The organism is Peribacillus sp. NJ4, assembly GCF_030348345.1.
GTDB lineage: Bacteria > Bacillota > Bacilli > Bacillales > DSM-1321 > Peribacillus.
Window position 1 is genome coordinate 4,620,934 of sequence record NZ_JAUCFQ010000001.1, and the last position, 22,335, is coordinate 4,643,268.

Below are 22,335 nucleotides of genomic sequence, written 5' to 3' on the forward strand. Positions count from 1 at the left end.
TTTACCCAATTTGAGTACAGATGTACTTTCATCTAGTGAGTAAAATTGCTCAAAAGATAAAGATTGACAACATTTTAATCGTGACTCATACTTATAGTGACTTAAATGACAGAATATTGAGAATAATGGAGGGATAATTATGAATAAGATTTTCGTTCCTAACGCAATCGCTACTTTAACAAGACTCTTCTACAGTTCAACTACACTGAATGAGTATTTAGCGATGAGGACCGCTCAATTCTACATTGAAGACCTGAAGTTACTACAAGACGTGGAAGCTGTTGCTCTGGCAATTGAAAATCAAAATGCTTTCGCATTAATGTCTAAATTTAAATTATTTGATTATAAGGCTGCTGAAGAAATTGAAATTGCACTTTCCTCTGCTGGCTATACGGAAGCAGAGCTAACTGCTATGAATATTGAAATCTGAAATCATTGTTTTCGGAACGAATGGTAGAGTTAGTGCTCTTTGACCCATTCGTTTTTTTTTTCGTAAGAGCAACGGTTCTTTAAACTATATCTTTTATGACTCTCTGCAATATCTGTGGCAAATAAATTTACATTCACCATTGGATCATTTTTATGTTTTTGATCTGTGGAGAAAATAAAAGAAACTCCTTATCACTCGCAGTCTTGAATTAATGGTCGTTACTTTTAATCCACTTTCCTGCATATTCATTGCACAACTACCACTATTCAAATTATTTGTACATATTTTATAGTGCTGATAAACACAAAAAAGCTTCACACAGTGTGAAGCTTGATGTAATAGCGATCCTTCGCTATTGGTGATACCGGTGGCCGGGGTCTAACCGGCACTCCAGAGGAACACGATTTTGAGTCGTGCTTCGGGCAATTTCGAAATGGAAACGAACCCTTATCCGTTGATATATCGACAATATAAAGCGTGAATGACATCACACTATTCGGTTGTATTCGTAAGATTCATTTTCAACGTGTTCACCGCTTGAACGTTTGTAAGTTATTGTTTTCCTATGTAGCTTTGAATGGACGGATATTCGGGAAATGATAGAATAGCACCCTCCCGAACACTAGTATTTAGAAATTCAATAATAAGAATAAACAAAAATAAGACGCCGTTCTCGTGGGAAGCGTCTTTTTCTTTTGTTTGTTCTGCATTATTAAAAATATCAATTAAGTATAAGGGAAGCCCATATACCTCTTGGTTTCTCCTATTATTATTAAAAAATCAACATTAACATTTAACATAGCCATAAAAAACTCCCTTCCAAGTCGACTATTATGAACATCATAACTTGTCCACTTTTTTTACAGTCTACCTGAAGAGGATAACATTAAGTCAAAGTCAGAAATTACCTAGGACGGAAAAATATAACAGCATTTTCAGCCTGAGCGTTTACAAACCCATTCCTAACCATACATAATACAACATCACTTATAGGAGCACCTACCCGTAGGAACTTTCTGCACGGGGATGCGCTTCCGATTATTTCAAATTTAGCAATATTCTCAAAGTTCTTTTCATCTCTAACTATAATGACTACATCTGGCAGTTTTTTACTCATACAACCACCTCCTTTTGATGTCATAAATTAAATTATTCAGTTGTACATGAAGTTGTCGCGGCTTTTTTATTAATAAATTTCCAGGAAATATTTTCCATTTTAGAGCAATGGGAGAGTCGCTAGACTCTTATCGAATAAACTACACCGGGAGGTTGCCACGGAGATCAATCGGCACTTTGTTCTGCTAACAGGTAACGTTAGTTCAAACAACTGCCCTTTCAGTGGGCGTTTTTTTGGTCGAAAATCAAAACATTCTGATTTAACATGCACGACTAAAAATCCGTGAAAACACGAAAAAACGGCTTTCCAATTAAGGAAAACCGCTTTATATCGCCGTTCTAAGATACCGGTGGCCGAGGTCGAACCGGCACTCCAGAGGAACACGATTTTGAGTCGTGCGGAAAGTATCCACGTTAAATATATCCGTTAAAACGCCGTCACCATTGGCGTTAGATTGTTCGGCAAATCAGACGGATTCAACCGTCGCGTACGACTGTATCAGATTAACGATAGTATACTGGGAAATGTCGAAATATGCAAACGAGTGTCGTCGCACTATATAATAGAAGAAAGGCGACCAATTGAATTGCGGTCGCTTTTTCTACTTACACGGACGTATCGCCTGTTCATATAGTCAACAGTAGTCTCAGGATACTCTGTATTGGTTTCAATAAAAAATTATATTTCTATATATGGTTACTTAATAGTTTAAGATTATTTATTAATATTTTATGTTAATATCATAATGGTTAGCTTATCCATAAAAGGATGCAACTGAAATGAGTGAATAATCGAACTATGACTCGGAGGAACTTATCATGAATAAATTTAGATGGTCAATGGGTTTCAATGATAGTTGCTGCAGCAGTTCTTGCAGTGGTAATAACAATACAGCAGAATGCTAAAAAGTATGAAGCAACGCATAATGAACCAAATACCGATATTGCTGTTATGGATGTTACGGGGAAAATTAAGAAAGATAAAGATTTGGAAGAACAAACTTCAGAAAATGAACAAGTTCTATATGAACTAGGTCTTGGCCCAGCTTCAACTGCAGAAGACGTTATGAAAACTATGCATAGTATGACTCATCAAAAAGTAGTTTCTGAAGAAAAATGGTACAACCTTGAGATGACTCCTAAAAACATCAATGCAGTTTATGAATTTATTAAAGACAGTGACATCGGCTTCACACTTAAAAGAGAATTGCTGAGAATCGCAGGAAACTGGAAAGAAGGAAACTTCGACAATATAGTGGAGGACCACAATTACCTTTGGGGTGCTCAAAATGGAAATGTTGGTAAAGCTACCGGAGTTCTTACTCCTGAACAAGAAGCAGAATTTGTAAAAGAAAACTTTCAATAGTCATTAAAAATCGAGCCCATCGAGTATTTTATTAATCAAAACAATAGGGACTATTTTCGCCAACCCCCAAAGTAAAAATTTGATTCGCGGATTTTTAGTACAGCCAAATAGATGAACACAAAGAAGAGGACGGCCAATGACGGCTATCCTCTTTTTTATTTAGCTCTTAGAGTAGTGCAAAGCTACTCTTAAAAAAACTGTGTCATTTACCTATGTGGAACATAACTTAAATGTAAGTAACCCCTTAAAACTTATTAGGAGTAATTGGCTCCTTTTATTGGCGATTGTGGGGATTTTGGGCCGGGGTTTTTTATTAAAAATGACTATACCTATTCAAGGTAAGCAATATTGCAAGAAAATGTATTACCACTAACCCTTGAACATAAGTTTTAATTTTAACTTTTCTAACATTGTCGAATGAGGGGGGCAATTGCATGAATAACACCTATTCAAAGTCAGAACAAAATGAACAATCGCCAATAAGTCCTAGTCTCAGACTTGGTCTAACAGCTGCTATTCTTACCACTATTGCAGACGGTATTGCAGCCATAGCAGTTTTAACTGCTATGGATGAGGCAATCATTGATACAGAAAAAGAAAAACAAGATCAAAAAGAATTAGATGAGAAGCTTGAAAAAATGCAACAGCAAATTGACAAATTAACAAATGTATTAACAAAAAGAGGGGTGAGAATAAAGTAAATTATCATTGTGTATATTCTTCATCAGATGGTTTTTTTGTTGTGCAGGATGAATACAAAAGAATAGCCCTTACTCGATTTGAGTAGAGGCTATTTTTTTTTTGAAGCTCGTAAAGGTGTTGTTGAATTTCTTAATGAACTAACGGGTGCGTTAATTCCATAGGATGCACTAAAGATGACCACTTATAGGTGGTCTCTTTTATTTGTTAAAAAATCAACATTAATCTTTAACAAAGCCTTTTATTTAACAACGATTCGTACTCCGCGTTCGCTCGGCTTACTTACTGGCGCACTTTTCAGCGATGCTACAAACTCCGTAAATGATTCGCTTTGAAACACTTTGAAGGGGTAATTTTCGTCGATTGCGTAGCGCTGATCCGAAAGTATAAGGACGTGAGGGAACGGTTTATCGATAATCCCACTTTCGTATAACAGGACATAACGCTCGAGCTTTTCTTGCATCTGCTTTACGCTATAAACGGTTTTCTGTACTTCGATAAAAAACGGAGTCTTTCGAAAGTATGCATATATGTCCGGTTCACAGCATCCATCGGATTTTCGTCCGTATTTGGGTTCTGTGAAAAAGGAGTCCAGGTCGCCAAGCTTCAGCATCTCTTTATAAACGTTTAATATCGCTAGGAAATGTCCGATTTTCTGGCTTTGCGCTTTCATCTGAATATTAGGACCAAAATAACAATACGGAATAAAGGCGGTCGACCTTTGTATTTTTTGGTCCCTAAGTAACCGCAGCAAGACGTTATTCGCCGCGTATTTCGGGTTCTTTAAGCCTGCGAAGAATAGCTCCGAGACACTATCACAGTCCATCACACGGAATTTATCGAGCGCTTTTATTATTTGCTTATCACGGTTAGTCAGTGACATCGTTAAACACGTCCTTCTCCGTCAATTCCTTTATAGCCGGTTCCTCTGGCGTAACTTCCTTTACGGGACCCTTCGACACCACGAACGGATTAAGAAGTTCTTTCCCCTTTTTAATCGTAATATACGGCGCCTGCAGCTCGTAAATTTTGTCGCTGTTCATTATTAATCGGCCACTCGGTTTCGATGGCCTCCGCTCCCGGCGTATTTACGATCCGTGATTCGATAACATCGCGTAGTTTAAAACCCATACTGACGGTCAGATTCGCGCGAATAGTGGTATCGAGACTTTCGCATTTGGACGTTGCATCGAAAGGATGGCAAAGACACCCAACGTTCTCCCGATCGTCACTAATTCCGTATGGATATCCATTATCGCCTCATCCTTCCGAAGCATTACAAACTCGTCAAGACAGACGGCTAAGTAAGGTCTGCGGTGCTCGGTCGGAAGGTCGTCGACGTAGCCAACTTCGAATATCTCCGTCAATTCGCTCCATTCGTCGAGCTCCTTTTTAATACCGCGTAACATTTTCCCGATATCCAGGACGTGCTCCACTTTGCGGAAAATATGGAACTCAGATTTCTTACAATCGCCGAGTTATAGCTTTAGTTCCGAAGGTTTTTTAGTGAGGATAAGCGTCGTTAATATAGAACGTAACTGAGTGGATTTACCGGATCCAGTTTCGCCAGCAATCAAGATGTGCGGCTGCTTTAATAAGTCGAACGCGTTATACTGCCCGTTTCGGTCCTTACCGCAAATAATCCCGAGGGTAAAAGGCGAAACAGCTTCGCGTACCCCTTCGACTTTGTACGGCAATTCCTTCGGTATGGAAGTCGCGTAAATGGTAAAAACGTATTTCTTTAAATCACCTTCAAGTTCGATGCTCCGGCCGAAGTGCTGGCGAAAAACGAACTCCTTCTTTTTTACTTCCTTCGGATCCATTCCGTTAAGTAAAGTAAACGTGTATCAGAGCTTCTTATTTTCTTTGTCGAGCTGTATATCGTGTATTTGCGGAAATATGGTGCGCTCAGTTCCGCCTTTACTTTTATACGTCTTATGCAGCCCAGCACTCCGAAACGCCTTGATTAATTCGGCTTTAGCCTTCGATTTATAAAGAAATTCCCGTATCATTATTCCGCCCCCTTATAGTGATAATAGAAACCATCCGATGGAACTGAATCCGCCAATCGTAAACGCTAACCTCGTCACCGTTTCGATAGCCCAAGCAAGCTCCTCCCGGCCCGAACTGGCTGCGAACGACTCCAAGCAATGCGATATTCCGAGGGCAAATACGCCTAATAAGACCGCATATATGCCGGCTACATCTGGCGATAAAAAGCTACTAATCGTTATGGACGGCATGAAACCGTATATGCTCGTATTGAGGCGATTCGGCTTCCGGTTTGTCCCCGCAATGAATGTTTTGAAGTCGATTACTTCTATCTGCTGTTTTCTAAATAATTCGCTCAACTCCGTTTTTTTATTGTCTGAATAGTTCCCACCCTCCCTCGCGCTCCCTCCCAACTCTCTTCCTCCGGTCCTTCCTAACAGGTTCCCGGATTCCTATTACATCAGCCTTATTGCTCGTATAAGTCCACTTAACTAACTTAGTTGAATCTGTTACGGAATTGAAAATTAAAACAACCAACATTATGACGCTACCGTTTTACAACTCTTTTGCTTTCATGTTAGTAGCCTATGTCGTACCGATTGTCCACGTTTACTTGTCCGCGTAAATAATTTTATCCGCCGGTAAGTATAACTTGTTTCATTGGCGGGCATAACTGATCCTACTAAACGAATGAAAGGAAGATTAATATGTTTGGATTATTCGGAGGTAAGCCGCGTTCGAAATTAGGTCGCTGGCTAGATGATCGGGGAATTTCGCAGGAATGGCTGATAAAGACATCGAAGGTTAGCCGGACCACTATCTCGGAGCTTTGCGCCGACAAACGTGAGCCTACCGTGCCGACGATAAAGAAGATAATGAAAGCCATACGTCAAGTTGATCCTGATGCACGAAGCGATGACTTTTTTGATTTATAACGCAAAAAAAAAAACGCCACCCGAGGGTGACGCTTACTTAATAGTTTCGTTTCTTTAACGTATTTAATGGAGAGAATTTACGATGTTGCTCCTTTACATCATCTGCGAAAAGGTTAACGTAAGTACGGACCATATCGAACGTAGTATGTCCGAGTATTTGTTGCAACTCGAATATCCCTGCTCCATTCTTAACGCTCATCTTCGCAAAGGTATGTCGGAAAGTATGCGGGCTACATCGTACATCTTTTATGCCTGCCTGCTCATCGTAGTCATGTATTCGAGATTGCACCTGGCGCTTAGTTAATGGCGTGTCAAGCCTCTGGAATGTGCTACTTATTTAAAGGAATTAAATGGTCAAAAAGATTGGTGTGCTATACGTGATACCAAGTGTCCTATGGTACATGGAATAATGTTTAAGTTTCATACAATCCCACCTGAACAGCTTTATCTATGTTCAGTTTTGCAAGAACAAAACTCAACTAAAGATGGTCAACTAATTAAAGTATCTAAGACTAAGAACTGTCAGAAATGCAGTAAATCATTTTCAGGTAGTCGTAGTAATCATTGTGAGTTCTGTAGAGACGCTATTAAACGAGATAAGGCACGTCTTAGAAAGAGGAAAGAACGAGCTTAAATGTCACGGATTTAGCTAAAACAAGGTATCTAAGAATGGCTTTAAATCAACGTTTTTAAGGGGTTCATTTAGTGGGAATTAAGAAGTAATACTAGCATAGCCGACCCCCTTCTAAAGTGCGTGACATTACATTATAAAAGGAGATAATCAATGAATAGATCAGAGTTTGAAGCAAAGTTAAACAAGGCTTATGACGGTGCTATGAAGCCCTTAAACAGCTATATAAATGTACGTTCAACCGTTTGTTTTCACTGTACTAAGTGTGGTAAAAAGTTCTTTGGTAAACCGTCTCATATGGTGGGCAAGGAACACCAGGTGCATATCTGTAATATTCTGCTTATTTCCTTGTCTACTAAATCATAACGCTTACTTACTTTTGTACGCTGTAATAACTTCTTCCCTAATTCGCATTGTGACCGAAAAAGGACACAAAAAAGAACGCTAGTTTTTAGCGTCCTCCTCAATCACAGTATGCAGTTTGTTTTTATCGACTAAGACCACTTTGTGACCGTTAACTTCTCTTGTTTCTTTTTGACCGTTTTCGTAATCATGGACAATCGTACATAGCTTGTCCTTATACTTTACCTACTTCATATTACTTAACCTTAACGTTAGTGAATGAAGCATTACCAACAGTTTCAAATGAATCAGTGTCCAGTACGTTTAATGTACCTGAGACAGTTTCAGCTTCACCAGCGTCAGCCAGTTCAGACGTGATAGCTGTTGCATATCCTTGAGAGTTAGGTGAAATAGCGTCAGACATCATAATGTCATTAGTGCTGAATCCGTTAATTGCAACACTCTCAGCTTGAACAGTTACAGACTTGTCAGAGTTGTTTTCAACTAGGAACTTAACGCCCTCGTCAGTGAACTCTTTGAATGAGATAGTAACACTTTCATTACTCCATACTTTCACAGGTTTAGCCTCAGGTGCTTTTTCTTCCTTAGGTTCTTCCTTAGCTGGTGCAGATGTCGTTTCAGTAGTACCCTCGTCAGTAATAGAAGTTTCAGTAGTTTCACTTGAACCCCCACCAAAAGCCATGCCTCCGATAACAAAACCGACAATTAACATAACCCACCATTTTTTATAGAATGGTACTTTGACCTTTTTTAATTGTGTTTCATTTGTCATAATGTAACTCTCCCTTATGTATGTTGTTTTTTACAACAGAAATAATTGTAACACCTTTGTAATTATATTGATACAGTAAAATAAATCGAAAGTAGTATGTATTTTTTACCACAAATATATATACAACATTATATACAGCCCCAAAAAGTTCTGAGAAAATGGTGAAAATTTTTTAACGCTTCTAAACATGTTGAAAACCCCAAAAACCATAAGGACACCCCTTATTGTCTTATTCATTTTGCTTTACAGCCTTAAAGAATTTGCTTGTAGGCTTAATCTCAGACACTACCAGACCCAAAAAGGTATTAAAAATATAGTGTATATTTTGCAACCACCAGACCCCCCTCCCCCATGTACCCCTTATCCTATCCATTCCCTATCCTTACGGTTAACCTCATGCCCCACTGGTGGATAGATCACTATTCATTCATTTGTTTCTTTTCCTTTTCTTTGTATCGTTTGTTTCTTTGTTAGTTCTGTTGTTGTTGTCTTGTTATCTTACTGTTGGTATTGCGTCAGCCCTTCCTCGTGTGGTGAGCTAACCTGTTATTCTACTAAAAATCCACTGATATAATCTGTTTCCAATAATCCGCATCTGAATGAGATTATTCAACTATCCTGAACAGTTAGTTGCCTTATTAAAGCAAAGCAGCGTTTAGATAAAAAAAGAACGATCTTTTGATCGCTCTTATTATATTCCTATTGTACTACATTGAAAACAAGTCTTAATTCGGTGTCATTGTGTCCATTGAAATGGTTTGTGATATAGTTAAGACCTACTTTTAATTTCAACCCTGTTTCCTTCTCCAAGGCGTGTTGTATCTGGTTCAATTGTTGTTCGTTTACACCCGTTCCATTCTCTGTTGCCCAACAATCGGGGTCGTCATTAAATCCTAAAAATTTTTCGCTAATGTTACCTGTCCAATTCCAACCCATAACAACGACCGTACTAGGTACTCTGTTACCATCCTCAGTCGTCGTATAATAAATTGCTGTTCTAACATCATTTGATTCTTGTTTTAAAAACGGGTTGATAGCCACGTTCATATTGTAATATAGATTATCGAATAGTCCCTCGCCCCATATTTCGTTTTGACCGTATGCGTTCCCGTTGTTATCCTCTTCAGCAAAAGCACTATTTTCACCTATGAATAAAGTTGTTGCTACTAATCCAACTAATGAAGTTTTTACAATAAATGATTTGATTGTCATGAATTTTCTTTTCACTAAAATAACCTCCTAAATTTTTCTGATATAACAAATTTTTCGTTCTTTAACAAGAGTATTATACCAGTTCTACATAGTGTTCTGTTTTCTTTTCATTCGGTAAAAATAGCCAATTAGCGAGAACCTAACCATATTGCTACTTGTGAACCTAACGATAAAACCAATTGCAACAGTTTGTTATGCTGGACAAGCTTTGTTTTAATTAAAATATTGATTTTAAAATAAAAAATAAGCCTACTCGATAGGCTCGTTTTTTTACTGCTTATTCAAAGTTTAATTTAACAAATTGAGCTTCTTCTTCAGGAGTAAGAACTCCGGTTGCTTTACCGACATTTCCATTTTGTTCTCCCCAAAGGTAATTGTGTTCTTCCACTATATCGTCGAAGTTTCCTTCTTTCCATTTTCCTACGATTCTCAGCAATTCACTTTTATAGTCGATAATTTCACTATCATCAATGAAATTATAGAGTGCATTGATGTTTTCAGAATTCATTTCAAGGTTGTACCATTTTTCTTCAGAAACTACTTTTTGATGAGTCATACTATGCATTGTTTTCATAACGTCTTCTCTTTTTGAAGCTGGTCCAAGTCCTAGTTCATATAGAACTTCTTCATTTTCTAAAGCTGGTTCTTCCGTATATTCTTCGTCAGTTGTCTCAAAATCCACCTCTTCGTCCGTTGTCTCCAAAACAGGAGATGTATCTTCTTGCGTTTCTTCATAATTTTTAGCATTCTGATTGATTGTTATTATTACTGAGATAGCTGCGGCAGCTACTATAAGTCCAAACATTGACCATCTAAATTTATTCATGATAAGTTCCTCCGAGTCATAGTTCGATTATCACTCATTTCAGTTACATCCTTTTATGGATAAGCTAACCATTATTATATTAACATAAACTATTAACAAATAATCTTAAACTATTAAGTAACCATATAGATAGATATAAAATTTTTATCTTATAATAAAAAAATTGAGCATAAGTTATTAATCCTCAAAATCATCTAAATCTAAATTGATTAGATGGGATTAATAATCACTCTGTATTGGCCATTAAACTATTCCCTATATAATTCTATATAAAATTTATTGGAAACCAATACAGAGCATCCTGAGACTTCTAAGGATTATATAAATCTTACCAGTTAATTAATTGAACATTGGAATCATTTAATCTTCCTTCAAATATCTCATAAGGATCAATTTGTCCATGCTTCAATTGGCTTTTATATAAGGTGTTTTCTAAGCAAGTTCTAAAGTAGGCTCCAAAGTTATCTATATCAGGATTTGCTTCTACCTCTTTTAAGACCCTATAACAAACTTCTTTACTCAATCCTTTTAATCGATATTCAGAAATTAATTTATTTATTATTTCATCGTTGTTAACCGATTCTTTGTTAACAAAATAATTATTAATATTTTTATGTTGTTCTTTTTTATTTTTCTTTTTATAAGCTGGTAACTTTTGTACAGGCTTGGATTGCTCTTTTGTTATTGCTAGGGTTACACTTTTGTCATAGCTCAAAAAATCTTCAGACTTTTTCTGTACTGAAGTTCCTTGTTCATTTTCCTCGTTTAGGTCTGCTCTTTTGTCAGAGCTGACAGCAACTTTTGGAAGTAAATGCTGCACTATTTTATCTGTGATATGAAAGTACTTCTTAGATGGCGAACCCATGATTACCGATTCGATATATCCTGCATCTTCTAAATCCTTAATTGCTTTCAATTGCTGCCTGTATGATAAAGCTGTTTCTTCTTACAAAAATCCACTAGTTAAATAGAAGTACTCTTTACCATCTCGTACAGTTAGCATTTTCTTACTTCCAAAACTTTCATAGCTTGAACATAACTGTCCAAAAATAATTGCTCCGTTGACTGATACTTCATGAGCTAGTTCTTTGTTAAACATGACAAATCCTTTTCCACTTAAAAGTGACATGAGTTTCATAAAATTTTCCCCTTTTGACACAGAAAAAGAAACTTGCTAAAATTTAATTAGAAGTTAATTCTTCTGTTTTTTGTTTAGAGATGGTAGAGCCGCCAAACTCATTTGCCATCTCTTTTATTATTATAATACATCGAACTCTTGTTCGTAAAATATAAGTTGGGATATATTACCTATATTATATTTTCAATCCTATTAATGCTCCGTGCAACTTATGCTTTTGCTCCAGATCTTGTCCCCATAAATTCACATATCTTTTAGTAACAGTGATATCTGTATGACCAAGTAAATGCATTAAAGAGAATGCATCCACACCTGAAACAATCATCCTCTTAGCCATCGTATGTCTAAATGTATGAGGACTAACTCGATTATTTATCATTGCTTTCTTCCCATACTTAGTAAGCCTAGTTTGAATGCTATGTCGATTTAATTCTTTATTATCCTGGCTTATAAACAGTTTGGTCGTCTCAACGTCACCTCTTATCTTTATATATCTGCTTAGCTGCTCTTGTGTCGTTTCAGTTAAGTAAACCGTTCTTTCAAAGAGATTCTTTGTTCTTCTAATAATGATAATGTTCCCTCTAACATCATCTACTTCAATGCCTACAAGTTCAGACAATCTGACTCCAGTATCTAGGAAAACAAGTATGATTACTTCATCTCTAAAGGATATAAACGTTTTTTCTTTTCTAATTGTCCTTATAAGTTTCTCAATTTCTTTATTGTCCAATGTTTCAATTGTCTTTTGTCTATCCCTTGATAATTTGATGTTCTTCATTGGGTTCTTATCGATAAGTTTGCTCTTACATAAAAAGTTATAGAATGCTCTTAGAGCTCTCAACCGGGTATTAATAGTAGTAACTTTCATTAGTTCCTTACTCTGGAGAATTAAGCTTTCTACGTCCTTTTGTACCCATTCAACGAGCTGCTTATTAATTATCTTCTTTGCTCCATGAAATTCATTTTTGTAGTATTCAATCGTTGCTGGTCTTAAGTTTCTTAAATAGCAGTCCTTAAAAAAGGCTTCATATGCTTCTTCATCTGAAATCTTCTTCTTAATAATTCTTAGTTCATCTTCCGTTAATTCTTTACGTCTTCTCATTACGATCTCCTACGCACACGATTCTGGTTTATTTTTGTCGTATTAAAGACAAAGAAAAAAGGCCCCAACATTTAAGTTGAGACCTTGATTCTATAAGCATTGATGATACCGGTGGCCGGGGTCGAACCGGCACTCCAGAGGAACACGATTTTGAGTCGTGCGCGTCTGCCAATTCCGCCACACCGGCATGTATGTTGGAGGCGGCAACCGGAATCGAACCGGTGGTAAAGGTTTTGCAGACCTCTGCCTTACCGCTTGGCTATGCCGCCAACGTTTTTGGAGCGAAAGACGGGATTCGAACCCGCGACCCCAACCTTGGCAAGGTTGTATTCTACCACTGAACTACTTTCGCATATGGCTGGGCTAGAAGGGATCGAACCTTCGCATGACGGAATCAAAATCCGTTGCCTTACCGCTTGGCTATAGCCCATTAACGTTGTATTCATTATACCATGATTTAATAAAAAATGGGGCGACTGATGGGAATCGAACCCACGAATGCCTGAACCACAATCAGGTGCGTTAACCACTTCGCCACAACCGCCATTATAGGATTGAAATTGGCAGGGGTAGTAGGACTCGAACCCACACTGGAGGTTTTGGAGACCTCTGTTCTACCTTTAAACTATACCCCTGTTAGAAAGATGGTGGAGGGGGGCAGATTCGAACTGCCGAACCCGAAGGAGCGGATTTACAGTCCGCCGCGTTTAGCCACTTCGCTACCCCTCCGCATATGGATGAAACATGGTGCCGGCAAGAGGACTTGAACCCCCAACCTACTGATTACAAGTCAGTTGCTCTACCAGTTGAGCTACACCGGCACTACTATGGTGGCTCAGGACGGAATCGAACCGCCGACACAAGGATTTTCAGTCCTTTGCTCTACCGACTGAGCTACTGAGCCAAACAATAAAAATGGCGGTCCCGACGGGAATCGAACCCGCGATCTCCTGCGTGACAGGCAGGCATGTTAACCGCTACACCACGGGACCATAGATTGCGGGGACAGGATTTGAACCTGCGACCTTCGGGTTATGAGCCCGACGAGCTACCGGACTGCTCCACCCCGCGACGTTAATAATGTTGCTATTATGCATCAGATTTTCGTGTTGAACGTTTCAATGCAGAAACAATCTGATCTTTATTGAAAATGGTGGAGGATGACGGGATCGAACCGCCGACCCTCTGCTTGTAAGGCAGATGCTCTCCCAGCTGAGCTAATCCTCCAATATGTTATCTAAATGGTGACCCGTACGGGATTCGAACCCGTGTTACCGCCGTGAAAGGGCGGTGTCTTAACCGCTTGACCAACGGGCCAGGTATAAAATGGCGGAGAGCAAGGGATTTGAACCCTTGAGACAGGGTTACCCGTCTACACGATTTCCAATCGTGCTCCTTCGGCCACTCGGACAGCTCTCCAATAATGGCTCCGCAGGTAGGACTCGAACCTACGACCGTTCGGTTAACAGCCGAATGCTCTACCACTGAGCTACTGCGGAACAATATAAGCTTGGCGACGTCCTACTCTCACAGGGGGAAACCCCCAACTACCATCGGCGCTGAAGAGCTTAACTGCCGTGTTCGGAATGGGAACGGGTGTGACCTCTTCGCTATCGTCACCAAACAATGTTAACATTTTTTCAAGACATATATTATTATAACATCTTTTCGAAAAAATGCAAGAAGAAATTTTCATTCCTTCAAAACTAGATAATAAGAAGGTATTTCATTTTTTAAAAAGCGTTGGTTAAGTCCTCGATCTATTAGTATCAGTCAGCTCCACATGTCGCCACGCTTCCACCTCTGACCTATCAACCTGATCATCTTTCAGGGATCTTACTAGCTTGCGCCATGGGAAATCTCATCTTGAGGGGGGCTTCATGCTTAGATGCTTTCAGCACTTATCCCGTCCGCACGTAGCTACCCAGCTATGCCTTTGGCAAGACAACTGGTACACCAGCGGTGCGTCCATCCCGGTCCTCTCGTACTAAGGACAGCTCCTCTCAAATTTCCTGCGCCCGCGACGGATAGGGACCGAACTGTCTCACGACGTTCTGAACCCAGCTCGCGTACCGCTTTAATGGGCGAACAGCCCAACCCTTGGGACCGACTACAGCCCCAGGATGCGATGAGCCGACATCGAGGTGCCAAACCTCCCCGTCGATGTGGACTCTTGGGGGAGATAAGCCTGTTATCCCCGGGGTAGCTTTTATCCGTTGAGCGATGGCCCTTCCATGCGGAACCACCGGATCACTAAGCCCGACTTTCGTCCCTGCTCGACTTGTAGGTCTCGCAGTCAAGCTCCCTTGTGCCTTTACACTCTACGAATGATTTCCAACCATTCTGAGGGAACCTTTGGGCGCCTCCGTTACTCTTTAGGAGGCGACCGCCCCAGTCAAACTGCCCACCTGACACTGTCTCCCACCCCGATAAGGGGCGCGGGTTAGAATTTCAATACAGCCAGGGTAGTATCCCACCAACGCCTCCACCGAAGCTAGCGCTCCGGCTTCTCAGGCTCCTACCTATCCTGTACAAGCTGTACCAAAATTCAATATCAGGCTGCAGTAAAGCTCCACGGGGTCTTTCCGTCCTGTCGCGGGTAACCTGCATCTTCACAGGTACTATAATTTCACCGAGTCTCTCGTTGAGACAGTGCCCAGATCGTTACACCTTTCGTGCGGGTCGGAACTTACCCGACAAGGAATTTCGCTACCTTAGGACCGTTATAGTTACGGCCGCCGTTTACTGGGGCTTCGGTTCAAAGCTTCGCTTGCGCTAACCTCTCCCCTTAACCTTCCAGCACCGGGCAGGTGTCAGCCCCTATACTTCGCCTTGCGGCTTCGCAGAGACCTGTGTTTTTGCTAAACAGTCGCCTGGGCCTATTCACTGCGGCTTTTCCGGGCTATTCACCCTAAAAAGCACCCCTTCTCCCGAAGTTACGGGGTCATTTTGCCGAGTTCCTTAACGAGAGTTCTCTCGCACACCTTAGGATTCTCTCCTCGCCTACCTGTGTCGGTTTGCGGTACGGGCACCTTACATCTCACTAGAGGCTTTTCTTGGCAGCGTGGAATCAGGAACTTCGGTACTATATTTCCCTCGCCATCACAGCTCCGCCTTAATGGAAACGGGATTTGCCTCGTTTCCGGCCTAACTGCTTGGACGCGCATATCCAACAGCGCGCTTACCCTATCCTTCTGCGTCCCCCCATCGTTCAAACGATGTATAGGTGGTACAGGAATATCAACCTGTTGTCCATCGCCTACGCCTTTCGGCCTCGGCTTAGGTCCCGACTAACCCTGAGCGGACGAGCCTTCCTCAGGAAACCTTAGGCATTCGGTGGAAGGGATTCTCACCCTTCTTTCGCTACTCATACCGGCATTCTCACTTCTAAGCGCTCCACCAGTCCTTCCGGTCTGACTTCAACGCCCTTAGAACGCTCTCCTACCATCGACACCTAATGGTGTCAATCCACAGCTTCGGTGATACGTTTAGCCCCGGTACATTTTCGGCGCGGAGTCACTCGACCAGTGAGCTATTACGCACTCTTTAAATGGTGGCTGCTTCTGAGCCAACATCCTGGTTGTCTAAGCAACTCCACATCCTTTTCCACTTAACGTATACTTTGGGACCTTAGCTGGTGGTCTGGGCTGTTTCCCTTTCGACTACGGATCTTATCACTCGCAGTCTGACTCCCAAGAATAAGTATTTGGCATTCGGAGTTTGACTGAATTCGGTAACCCGTTGGGGGCCCCTAGTCCAATCAGTGCTCTACCTCCAATACTCTCATCTTGAGGCTAGCCCTAAAGCTATTTCGGAGAGAACCAGCTATCTCCAGGTTCGATTGGAATTTCTCCGCTACCCACACCTCATCCCCGCACTTTTCAACGTGCGTGGGTTCGGGCCTCCATTCAGTGTTACCTGAACTTCACCCTGGACATGGGTAGATCACCTGGTTTCGGGTCTACGACCTCATACTCATTCGCCCTATTCAGACTCGCTTTCGCTGCGGCTCCGTCTTATCAACTTAACCTCGCATGAAATCGTAACTCGCCGGTTCATTCTACAAAAGGCACGCCATTACCCATTAACGGGCTTTGACTACTTGTAGGCACACGGTTTCAGGATCTATTTCACTCCCCTTCCGGGGTGCTTTTCACCTTTCCCTCACGGTACTGGTTCACTATCGGTCACTAGGGAGTATTTAGCCTTGGGAGATGGTCCTCCCTGCTTCCGACGGGATTTCTCGTGTCCCGCCGTACTCAGGATCCACTCAGGAGGGAACGAAGTTTCAACTACAGGGTTTTTACCTTCTTTGACGGACCTTTCCAGATCACTTCATTTACCCCGTTCCTTTGTAACTCCATGTTGAGTGTCCTACAACCCCAAGAGGCAAGCCTCTTGGTTTGGGCTAATTCCGTTTCGCTCGCCGCTACTCAGGAAATCGCATTTGCTTTCTCTTCCTCCGGGTACTTAGATGTTTCAGTTCCCCGGGTCTGCCTTCAGTACCCTATGTATTCAGGTAAAGATACTGTTCCATTACGAACAGTGGGTTTCCCCATTCGGAAATCTCCGGATCAAAGCTTACTTACAGCTCCCCGAAGCATATCGGTGTTAGTCCCGTCCTTCATCGGCTCCTAGTGCCAAGGCATCCACCGTGCGCCCTTTCTAACTTAACCGTTAAAAAGATCTTACAGATGCTTTGAAAAAAATTAATTGCCTTCTATCTATTATCTAGTTTTCAAGGAACAAAGCAGAAAGAATCCATCACATCGTGATGTTTTTCTTCCCTATCTGAATGAATTACTCATTCAAAACTGAACAAAACAAAAGCGCTCTCGTAATTATCCTTAGAAAGGAGGTGATCCAGCCGCACCTTCCGATACGGCTACCTTGTTACGACTTCACCCCAATCATCTGTCCCACCTTAGGCGGCTGGCTCCATAAAGGTTACCTCACCGACTTCGGGTGTTACAAACTCTCGTGGTGTGACGGGCGGTGTGTACAAGGCCCGGGAACGTATTCACCGCGGCATGCTGATCCGCGATTACTAGCGATTCCGGCTTCATGTAGGCGAGTTGCAGCCTACAATCCGAACTGAGAATGGCTTTATGGGATTCGCTTACCTTCGCAGGTTTGCAGCCCTTTGTACCATCCATTGTAGCACGTGTGTAGCCCAGGTCATAAGGGGCATGATGATTTGACGTCATCCCCACCTTCCTCCGGTTTGTCACCGGCAGTCACCTTAGAGTGCCCAACTGAATGCTGGCAACTAAGATCAAGGGTTGCGCTCGTTGCGGGACTTAACCCAACATCTCACGACACGAGCTGACGACAACCATGCACCACCTGTCACTCTGTCCCCCGAAGGGGAAAGCCCTATCTCTAGGGTTGTCAGAGGATGTCAAGACCTGGTAAGGTTCTTCGCGTTGCTTCGAATTAAACCACATGCTCCACCGCTTGTGCGGGCCCCCGTCAATTCCTTTGAGTTTCAGCCTTGCGGCCGTACTCCCCAGGCGGAGTGCTTAATGCGTTAGCTGCAGCACTAAAGGGCGGAAACCCTCTAACACTTAGCACTCATCGTTTACGGCGTGGACTACCAGGGTATCTAATCCTGTTTGCTCCCCACGCTTTCGCGCCTCAGTGTCAGTTACAGACCAGAAAGTCGCCTTCGCCACTGGTGTTCCTCCAAATCTCTACGCATTTCACCGCTACACTTGGAATTCCACTTTCCTCTTCTGCACTCAAGTTCCCCAGTTTCCAATGACCCTCCACGGTTGAGCCGTGGGCTTTCACATCAGACTTAAGGAACCACCTGCGCGCGCTTTACGCCCAATAATTCCGGACAACGCTTGCCACCTACGTATTACCGCGGCTGCTGGCACGTAGTTAGCCGTGGCTTTCTGGTTAGGTACCGTCAAGGTACCAGCAGTTACTCTGGTACTTGTTCTTCCCTAACAACAGAACTTTACGACCCGAAGGCCTTCTTCGTTCACGCGGCGTTGCTCCGTCAGACTTTCGTCCATTGCGGAAGATTCCCTACTGCTGCCTCCCGTAGGAGTCTGGGCCGTGTCTCAGTCCCAGTGTGGCCGATCACCCTCTCAGGTCGGCTACGCATCGTCGCCTTGGTGAGCCATTACCTCACCAACTAGCTAATGCGCCGCGGGCCCATCTATAAGTGACAGCCGAAACCGTCTTTCCATCTTCTCTCATGCGAGAAAAGAACGTATCCGGTATTAGCTCCGGTTTCCCGAAGTTATCCCAGTCTTATAGGCAGGTTGCCCACGTGTTACTCACCCGTCCGCCGCTAATCTCAGGGAGCAAGCTCCCATCGATTCGCTCGACTTGCATGTATTAGGCACGCCGCCAGCGTTCGTCCTGAGCCAGGATCAAACTCTCCGAAGAAATGTTTGACTTGCTCATTTTGCTTTTTTGATAGTGTGTGCTCACTTAAAATTTAACGTTGGCGCTTTGTTTTGTTCAGTTTTCAAAGAGCAATTTCGTTGTCGTTTACTTCGTAAGCGACTTTTACATCTTATCATGTTATCAACTCTGTTGTCAACATGTTTTTTTATTTTCTTTGTTTTGATGAAGCTGCGAAAGCTGATGTCCCGCAGCGACATGTATTAATATAACACCTATATTAATATTGGTCAACAATAAAAACACATTTTTTTAAAAGTTTTTTGAAACTCGATAAAACCGATGATAAACCTCGTGTCCTTTTGTCTCCGCTTTGATGACATCGATTACTTTCTTCTCTATCAAATATTCCAACAGAACACCTAGGTCGACTGAATAAAACTTGACTTCTGGATGCTCCATAAGCTCCGCAATCGTCCACGGATCTTCTTTCGTCCCCATTATTTCTACCAAATGCTGTGAACCTGCATTCGTCCTCGAATAAATAAGAAATTCACTCGCAAGAAATAGAAGCTCCAATCTTTTTTCAAGAGTTTCCTCACTGCTGATCAATTCTTTATACAACTTGTAGATCTCAGGTTCCATTTGCTTCACTTGGTTCCAGACCGTAACCTCCGGATAAAAGCCTTGTTCTATTATTTCCAAACGTGCCAAGTGATGTAGGGAATGAACGATATGGTTGTATGCCTCAAGATAATGACCTTTTTCAAAAAAGCTTTTCCCATCCATGTACCTGCGAATTAACTTCGCGAACTCCATCCCCATCTTTAACTTCCTTCCATAGAAGGGGAACTCGCGGATTTCGGTTTTCAAACGGTCCAAATATTCATTCCGGTCAAAAAGGACCTTCCCATTATAGATCCAGTCAACCACTTTGCGGTTCGTCCCTAATAGGAGCCATTCTTTTAACTGGTCTTCCTTTACGATATGTAAGGCTGCCTTTTTATCCTGATAAGTGTAGTGTTTTAAAAACACGGACTCTTGGGCTTCGTCTGCAATCACAAATAGGATGTAGTCAAATGTATCGGTAATCGGGCTATTATCTTCTCTTTTTTCTATTAACAAGATTCCAAGTGTAGATTTTAAACTTGCTCGCTCTTGATAAATCGGGCGAAGGATATCTTCCATCATAAATTCCTCCAAAACCTTTTTTTTTTTACTTTCGACAAAACTCTTCATTTTCCTGCTTATTTCCCTTACCCCAAACCATTTCAATTCAAAAGTAATAAGTATCCTTTATTTCTTTTTTGTTCCATCCATTGTTTATGGTATAGTTAAAGTTATATTTTAGGAGGGACAATCCATGGCTAAACATTCTAGCAAAATCAATAAAATACGTACATTTGCTTTGAGTTTGATTTTCATCGGCTTTATCGTAATGTATATCGGGCTTTTCTTCAAAACACATCCAGTTGTCATGACACTTTTCATGGGACTTGGCCTTTTATTCATAATCGCAAGCACCGGGGTTTATTTTTGGATTGGAATGCTTTCTACAAAAACGATTCAGGTTGTCTGTCCTAACTGCAGCAAACCTACAAAAATATTAGGGCGTGTAGATATTTGCATGCATTGTGAAGAACCCTTGACCCTTGACAAAAAGTTGGAAGGCGAAGAATTCAACGAAAAATATAATCGCAAAAGCCTGCATGATTAGAGGGATTCCAGCTAACTGATTTACCTATCATGAGACCTTAACAATTGTATCATTTCTTAGAGACATGAAAAAAAGTTCCAACCAAGTGGAGGAACTTTTTTTAATGCGTTTCTTTTTTCGCACAATCCGTACAGTCGCCGTAGATTTCCATCCGATGGTGACTGACATTGAACCCGGTGACTTGTGCTGCGAAATGCTCGACTTCATCCAATGCAGGATAGTCGAAATCCACAATTTTCCCACAGGTTTGACAGATTACATGATAATGATTTGTCGTTACGAAATCAAACCTGGCTGAAGAATCACCATAAGTAAGTTCTTTTACCAAGCCTACCTCCCGGAAAACACGCAGGTTGTTATAAACTGTCGCCACGCTCATATTCGGAAACTTGCCTTCCAGCGCTTTATATATATCATCCGCGGTAGGGTGGGACATGGAGCTTATCAAATACTCAAGTATCGCATGGCGTTGAGGAGTTATTCTTACACCGGTATCTTTTAGGGAATCCAACGCTTCTTTTAACTGAACTTCAGACACCGTCATCCACCTCGTTTTCTCATTAAGTATGAATTCTTAAATTGTAATATTTATAATTAGTGTACCTTTTATTCGTTGAATTTGTCAATAATTCAATGGTTTTACCATTCTTTTTTATTTTATTCATCACCGCTTTGAATCTTTCCCATTTTCGTATTGTATTTAGTATCCCCTCGATAAGTCGATTACGTTGATGAAGTCTTTTCCAGCTTTCAGGTATTCACGCATGTTTTTTTCGAATATCGCAAAGGTTCTTGGTAAATATTCTCCGCTTTTACTTGAAAGATGCGGTGTGACCGTAACGTTTTCCATCTTCCAAAATGGATGCCCTTTTCCTAAAGGTTCCGGATCAAATACATCCAAGATGGCATGAGCCAATTCCCCTGCTTCCAATGCTTCGATCAACACTTCATCGTTAATAAGATCACCGCGGCCAATATTCACGAATACGGCGGTTTCTTTCATTGCTTTAAAGTGTTCTTTTTGCAGAAGGCCCTTGGTTTCGTCAGTACTTGGCAGGACGGATACGATGTAATCGGCGTCCGGTACGGCTTCCAATATATTATCCAGTGTATAAAGGTGATCGATGGACTCCACTGGCTTCCCGCTCCGGTTCACCCCCATTGTCGTCATCCTAAAGGCTTTCCCCAAACGGGCCACTTCTCCTCCAATTGCACCGGCACCAAGAATGAGCATCTTTTTGCCATTCAATTCCCCAACTTCAATTTTTCTATGCCACAGTTCTTCCCGTTCATTCTTCATAAGCTGTTTCAATTTCTTTTCATATTGTAAAAGCATCCCTATCGTATACTCGGCCATTGGGATTTTATGAATGCCTCTTGCGTTCGTCACCAAAATGCCGCGTTCCTCAATGGCTTTAAAAGGCATTAATTCCAATCCTGCACTCATGACCATTATCCATTTTAAGTTCGTCGCGTTCCCAATGATTTCTTCATTTAAATCCTCACCGTATGTAATCAAGATTTCCGCTTCATTAAGTGGCTCATCCGTCCATTCTTCTTGATAAATAAAGTTCAAATCAGGAAAAGCGTCCATCATCTTCGTTTGGATGCTTTCATTCGGAATGATTGTTGAAAGTATTAACATGTTTATCTCTCCCTTTTAATTAACATAAAAA

At 41.4% G+C, this 22,335-nt stretch carries 21 protein-coding genes, 15 tRNA genes, 3 rRNA genes and 1 pseudogene; 5 read left to right on the plus strand and 35 right to left on the minus strand.

The features are described 5' to 3' along the window. The first annotated feature begins 139 nt into the window (after positions 1-139). Positions 140-430 carry a hypothetical protein gene (locus tag QUF94_RS22990; RefSeq protein ID WP_289317884.1) on the plus strand — a complete coding sequence of 97 codons (291 nt, stop codon included), beginning with the start codon at positions 140-142 and terminating at the stop codon, positions 428-430. Positions 431-1,334: 904 nt separating this feature from the next. On the opposite strand, the gene QUF94_RS22995 is transcribed toward QUF94_RS22990, so the two are convergent. Then, positions 1,335-1,547 carry a hypothetical protein gene (locus QUF94_RS22995; protein WP_289317885.1) on the minus strand — a complete coding sequence of 71 codons (213 nt, stop codon included), beginning with the start codon at positions 1,545-1,547 and terminating at the stop codon, positions 1,335-1,337. 849 nt (positions 1,548-2,396) lie between these two features. On the opposite strand from QUF94_RS22995, the gene QUF94_RS23000 reads away from it, so the two are divergent. After that, positions 2,397-2,912 (plus strand): DUF6241 domain-containing protein, encoded by a 516-nt coding sequence (locus QUF94_RS23000; RefSeq protein WP_289317886.1) that lies wholly within the window; start codon positions 2,397-2,399, stop codon positions 2,910-2,912. Positions 2,913-3,346: 434 nt separating this feature from the next. Then, the gene (locus QUF94_RS23005) at positions 3,347-3,613 is read left to right on the plus strand and encodes a hypothetical protein (RefSeq protein ID WP_289317887.1); all 267 of its coding nucleotides are present in this window, start codon (positions 3,347-3,349) and stop codon (positions 3,611-3,613) included. Positions 3,614-3,852: 239 nt separating this feature from the next. Here the strand turns inward: QUF94_RS23005 and QUF94_RS23010 are convergent, their stop codons facing one another. The 6 genes from QUF94_RS23010 to QUF94_RS23035 form a co-directional block, all read right to left on the minus strand. After that, entirely contained in the window at positions 3,853-4,494 is a 642-nt protein-coding gene (locus QUF94_RS23010; protein ID WP_289317888.1) for a hypothetical protein, read from the minus strand. Next, positions 4,481-4,654, minus strand: a complete 174-nt coding sequence (locus tag QUF94_RS23015; protein WP_289317889.1) for a hypothetical protein — start codon at positions 4,652-4,654, stop codon at positions 4,481-4,483. The genes QUF94_RS23010 and QUF94_RS23015 overlap by 14 nt, the downstream gene beginning before the upstream one ends. A 96-nt stretch (positions 4,655-4,750) precedes the next feature. Then, entirely contained in the window at positions 4,751-5,047 is a 297-nt protein-coding gene (locus QUF94_RS23020) for a hypothetical protein (RefSeq protein ID WP_289317890.1), read from the minus strand. A 42-nt stretch (positions 5,048-5,089) separates the two neighbouring features. After that, positions 5,090-5,434 carry an FtsK/SpoIIIE domain-containing protein gene (locus QUF94_RS23025; RefSeq protein ID WP_289317891.1) on the minus strand — a complete coding sequence of 115 codons (345 nt, stop codon included), beginning with the start codon at positions 5,432-5,434 and terminating at the stop codon, positions 5,090-5,092. 24 nt (positions 5,435-5,458) lie between these two features. Then, a complete protein-coding gene (locus QUF94_RS23030; protein ID WP_289317892.1) occupies positions 5,459-5,623 on the minus strand; it encodes a hypothetical protein in 165 nt (54 codons plus the stop codon). Between the two features lie 12 nt (positions 5,624-5,635). Then, positions 5,636-6,016, minus strand: coding sequence for a hypothetical protein (locus tag QUF94_RS23035; protein WP_289317893.1), 381 nt, complete (start codon positions 6,014-6,016; stop codon positions 5,636-5,638). Between the two features lie 294 nt (positions 6,017-6,310). On the opposite strand from QUF94_RS23035, the gene QUF94_RS23040 reads away from it, so the two are divergent. Continuing rightward, on the plus strand, positions 6,311-6,538 hold the full coding sequence (locus tag QUF94_RS23040; protein ID WP_289317894.1) for a helix-turn-helix transcriptional regulator: 228 nt from the start codon (positions 6,311-6,313) through the stop codon (positions 6,536-6,538). A gap of 37 nt (positions 6,539-6,575) precedes the next feature. On the opposite strand, the pseudogene QUF94_RS23045 reads toward QUF94_RS23040, so the two are convergent. The 26 genes and pseudogenes from QUF94_RS23045 to QUF94_RS23170 all read right to left on the minus strand — a co-directional run. Continuing rightward, a pseudogene (locus QUF94_RS23045) lies at positions 6,576-6,845 on the minus strand (tyrosine-type recombinase/integrase); the annotation flags it as partial. Positions 6,846-7,767: 922 nt separating this feature from the next. Continuing rightward, complete coding sequence (locus tag QUF94_RS23050; RefSeq protein ID WP_289317895.1) at positions 7,768-8,304, minus strand: hypothetical protein; 537 nt, start codon at positions 8,302-8,304, stop codon at positions 7,768-7,770. Positions 8,305-9,003: 699 nt separating this feature from the next. Next, the gene (locus tag QUF94_RS23055) at positions 9,004-9,531 is read right to left on the minus strand and encodes a hypothetical protein (RefSeq protein WP_289317896.1); all 528 of its coding nucleotides are present in this window, start codon (positions 9,529-9,531) and stop codon (positions 9,004-9,006) included. Between the two features lie 262 nt (positions 9,532-9,793). Then, positions 9,794-10,342, minus strand: a complete 549-nt coding sequence (locus QUF94_RS23060) for a DUF6241 domain-containing protein (protein WP_289317897.1) — start codon at positions 10,340-10,342, stop codon at positions 9,794-9,796. 328 nt (positions 10,343-10,670) lie between these two features. Beyond that, complete coding sequence (locus tag QUF94_RS23065) at positions 10,671-11,258, minus strand: hypothetical protein (RefSeq protein WP_289317898.1); 588 nt, start codon at positions 11,256-11,258, stop codon at positions 10,671-10,673. A 30-nt stretch (positions 11,259-11,288) separates the two neighbouring features. Further along, positions 11,289-11,480 carry a hypothetical protein gene (locus QUF94_RS23070; protein WP_289317899.1) on the minus strand — a complete coding sequence of 64 codons (192 nt, stop codon included), beginning with the start codon at positions 11,478-11,480 and terminating at the stop codon, positions 11,289-11,291. Between the two features lie 175 nt (positions 11,481-11,655). Next, positions 11,656-12,582 (minus strand): tyrosine-type recombinase/integrase, encoded by a 927-nt coding sequence (locus QUF94_RS23075; protein WP_289317900.1) that lies wholly within the window; start codon positions 12,580-12,582, stop codon positions 11,656-11,658. A 106-nt stretch (positions 12,583-12,688) separates the two neighbouring features. After that, a tRNA-Leu gene (locus QUF94_RS23080) sits at positions 12,689-12,769 on the minus strand. 8 nt (positions 12,770-12,777) lie between these two features. After that, a tRNA-Cys gene (locus tag QUF94_RS23085) sits at positions 12,778-12,851 on the minus strand. A gap of 8 nt (positions 12,852-12,859) precedes the next feature. After that, positions 12,860-12,934: transfer RNA gene (locus QUF94_RS23090), tRNA-Gly, on the minus strand. Between the two features lie 3 nt (positions 12,935-12,937). Further along, positions 12,938-13,012: transfer RNA gene (locus QUF94_RS23095), tRNA-Gln, on the minus strand. 38 nt (positions 13,013-13,050) lie between these two features. After that, a tRNA-His gene (locus QUF94_RS23100) sits at positions 13,051-13,126 on the minus strand. A gap of 17 nt (positions 13,127-13,143) precedes the next feature. After that, a tRNA-Trp gene (locus QUF94_RS23105) sits at positions 13,144-13,217 on the minus strand. A 10-nt stretch (positions 13,218-13,227) separates the two neighbouring features. After that, positions 13,228-13,311, minus strand: a tRNA-Tyr gene (locus QUF94_RS23110). Between the two features lie 16 nt (positions 13,312-13,327). After that, a tRNA-Thr gene (locus QUF94_RS23115) sits at positions 13,328-13,403 on the minus strand. A gap of 7 nt (positions 13,404-13,410) precedes the next feature. Continuing rightward, a tRNA-Phe gene (locus QUF94_RS23120) sits at positions 13,411-13,486 on the minus strand. A gap of 12 nt (positions 13,487-13,498) precedes the next feature. Continuing rightward, a tRNA-Asp gene (locus tag QUF94_RS23125) sits at positions 13,499-13,574 on the minus strand. 5 nt (positions 13,575-13,579) lie between these two features. Continuing rightward, positions 13,580-13,653 (minus strand) — tRNA-Met (locus tag QUF94_RS23130). 80 nt (positions 13,654-13,733) lie between these two features. Further along, positions 13,734-13,809 (minus strand) — tRNA-Val (locus tag QUF94_RS23135). Between the two features lie 15 nt (positions 13,810-13,824). Beyond that, positions 13,825-13,899 (minus strand) — tRNA-Glu (locus tag QUF94_RS23140). Between the two features lie 10 nt (positions 13,900-13,909). Then, positions 13,910-14,001: transfer RNA gene (locus QUF94_RS23145), tRNA-Ser, on the minus strand. Between the two features lie 5 nt (positions 14,002-14,006). Next, positions 14,007-14,081 (minus strand) — tRNA-Asn (locus QUF94_RS23150). A gap of 9 nt (positions 14,082-14,090) precedes the next feature. After that, positions 14,091-14,206: ribosomal RNA gene (rrf, locus tag QUF94_RS23155) — 5S ribosomal RNA — on the minus strand. Between the two features lie 119 nt (positions 14,207-14,325). Further along, a 23S ribosomal RNA gene (locus tag QUF94_RS23160) occupies positions 14,326-17,258 on the minus strand. 175 nt (positions 17,259-17,433) lie between these two features. Further along, a 16S ribosomal RNA gene (locus tag QUF94_RS23165) occupies positions 17,434-18,984 on the minus strand. The 16S, 23S and 5S rRNA genes sit together here with 15 tRNA genes alongside, the layout of an rRNA operon. A 270-nt stretch (positions 18,985-19,254) precedes the next feature. After that, a complete protein-coding gene (locus tag QUF94_RS23170; protein WP_289318481.1) occupies positions 19,255-20,130 on the minus strand; it encodes a nucleotidyltransferase-like protein in 876 nt (291 codons plus the stop codon). 175 nt (positions 20,131-20,305) lie between these two features. Here QUF94_RS23170 and QUF94_RS23175 point away from each other — a divergent pair, with 175 nt between their 5' ends. After that, positions 20,306-20,659, plus strand: a complete 354-nt coding sequence (locus QUF94_RS23175) for a YgzB family protein (protein ID WP_289317901.1) — start codon at positions 20,306-20,308, stop codon at positions 20,657-20,659. A 100-nt stretch (positions 20,660-20,759) separates the two neighbouring features. Here the strand turns inward: QUF94_RS23175 and perR are convergent, their stop codons facing one another. Further along, positions 20,760-21,203: a peroxide-responsive transcriptional repressor PerR gene (gene perR, locus QUF94_RS23180; protein WP_370013904.1), complete on the minus strand. Its 444-nt coding sequence runs from the start codon at positions 21,201-21,203 to the stop codon at positions 20,760-20,762. 156 nt (positions 21,204-21,359) lie between these two features. Then, complete coding sequence (locus QUF94_RS23185) at positions 21,360-22,304, minus strand: D-2-hydroxyacid dehydrogenase (RefSeq protein WP_289317903.1); 945 nt, start codon at positions 22,302-22,304, stop codon at positions 21,360-21,362. Positions 22,305-22,335: the final 31 nt, after the last annotated feature.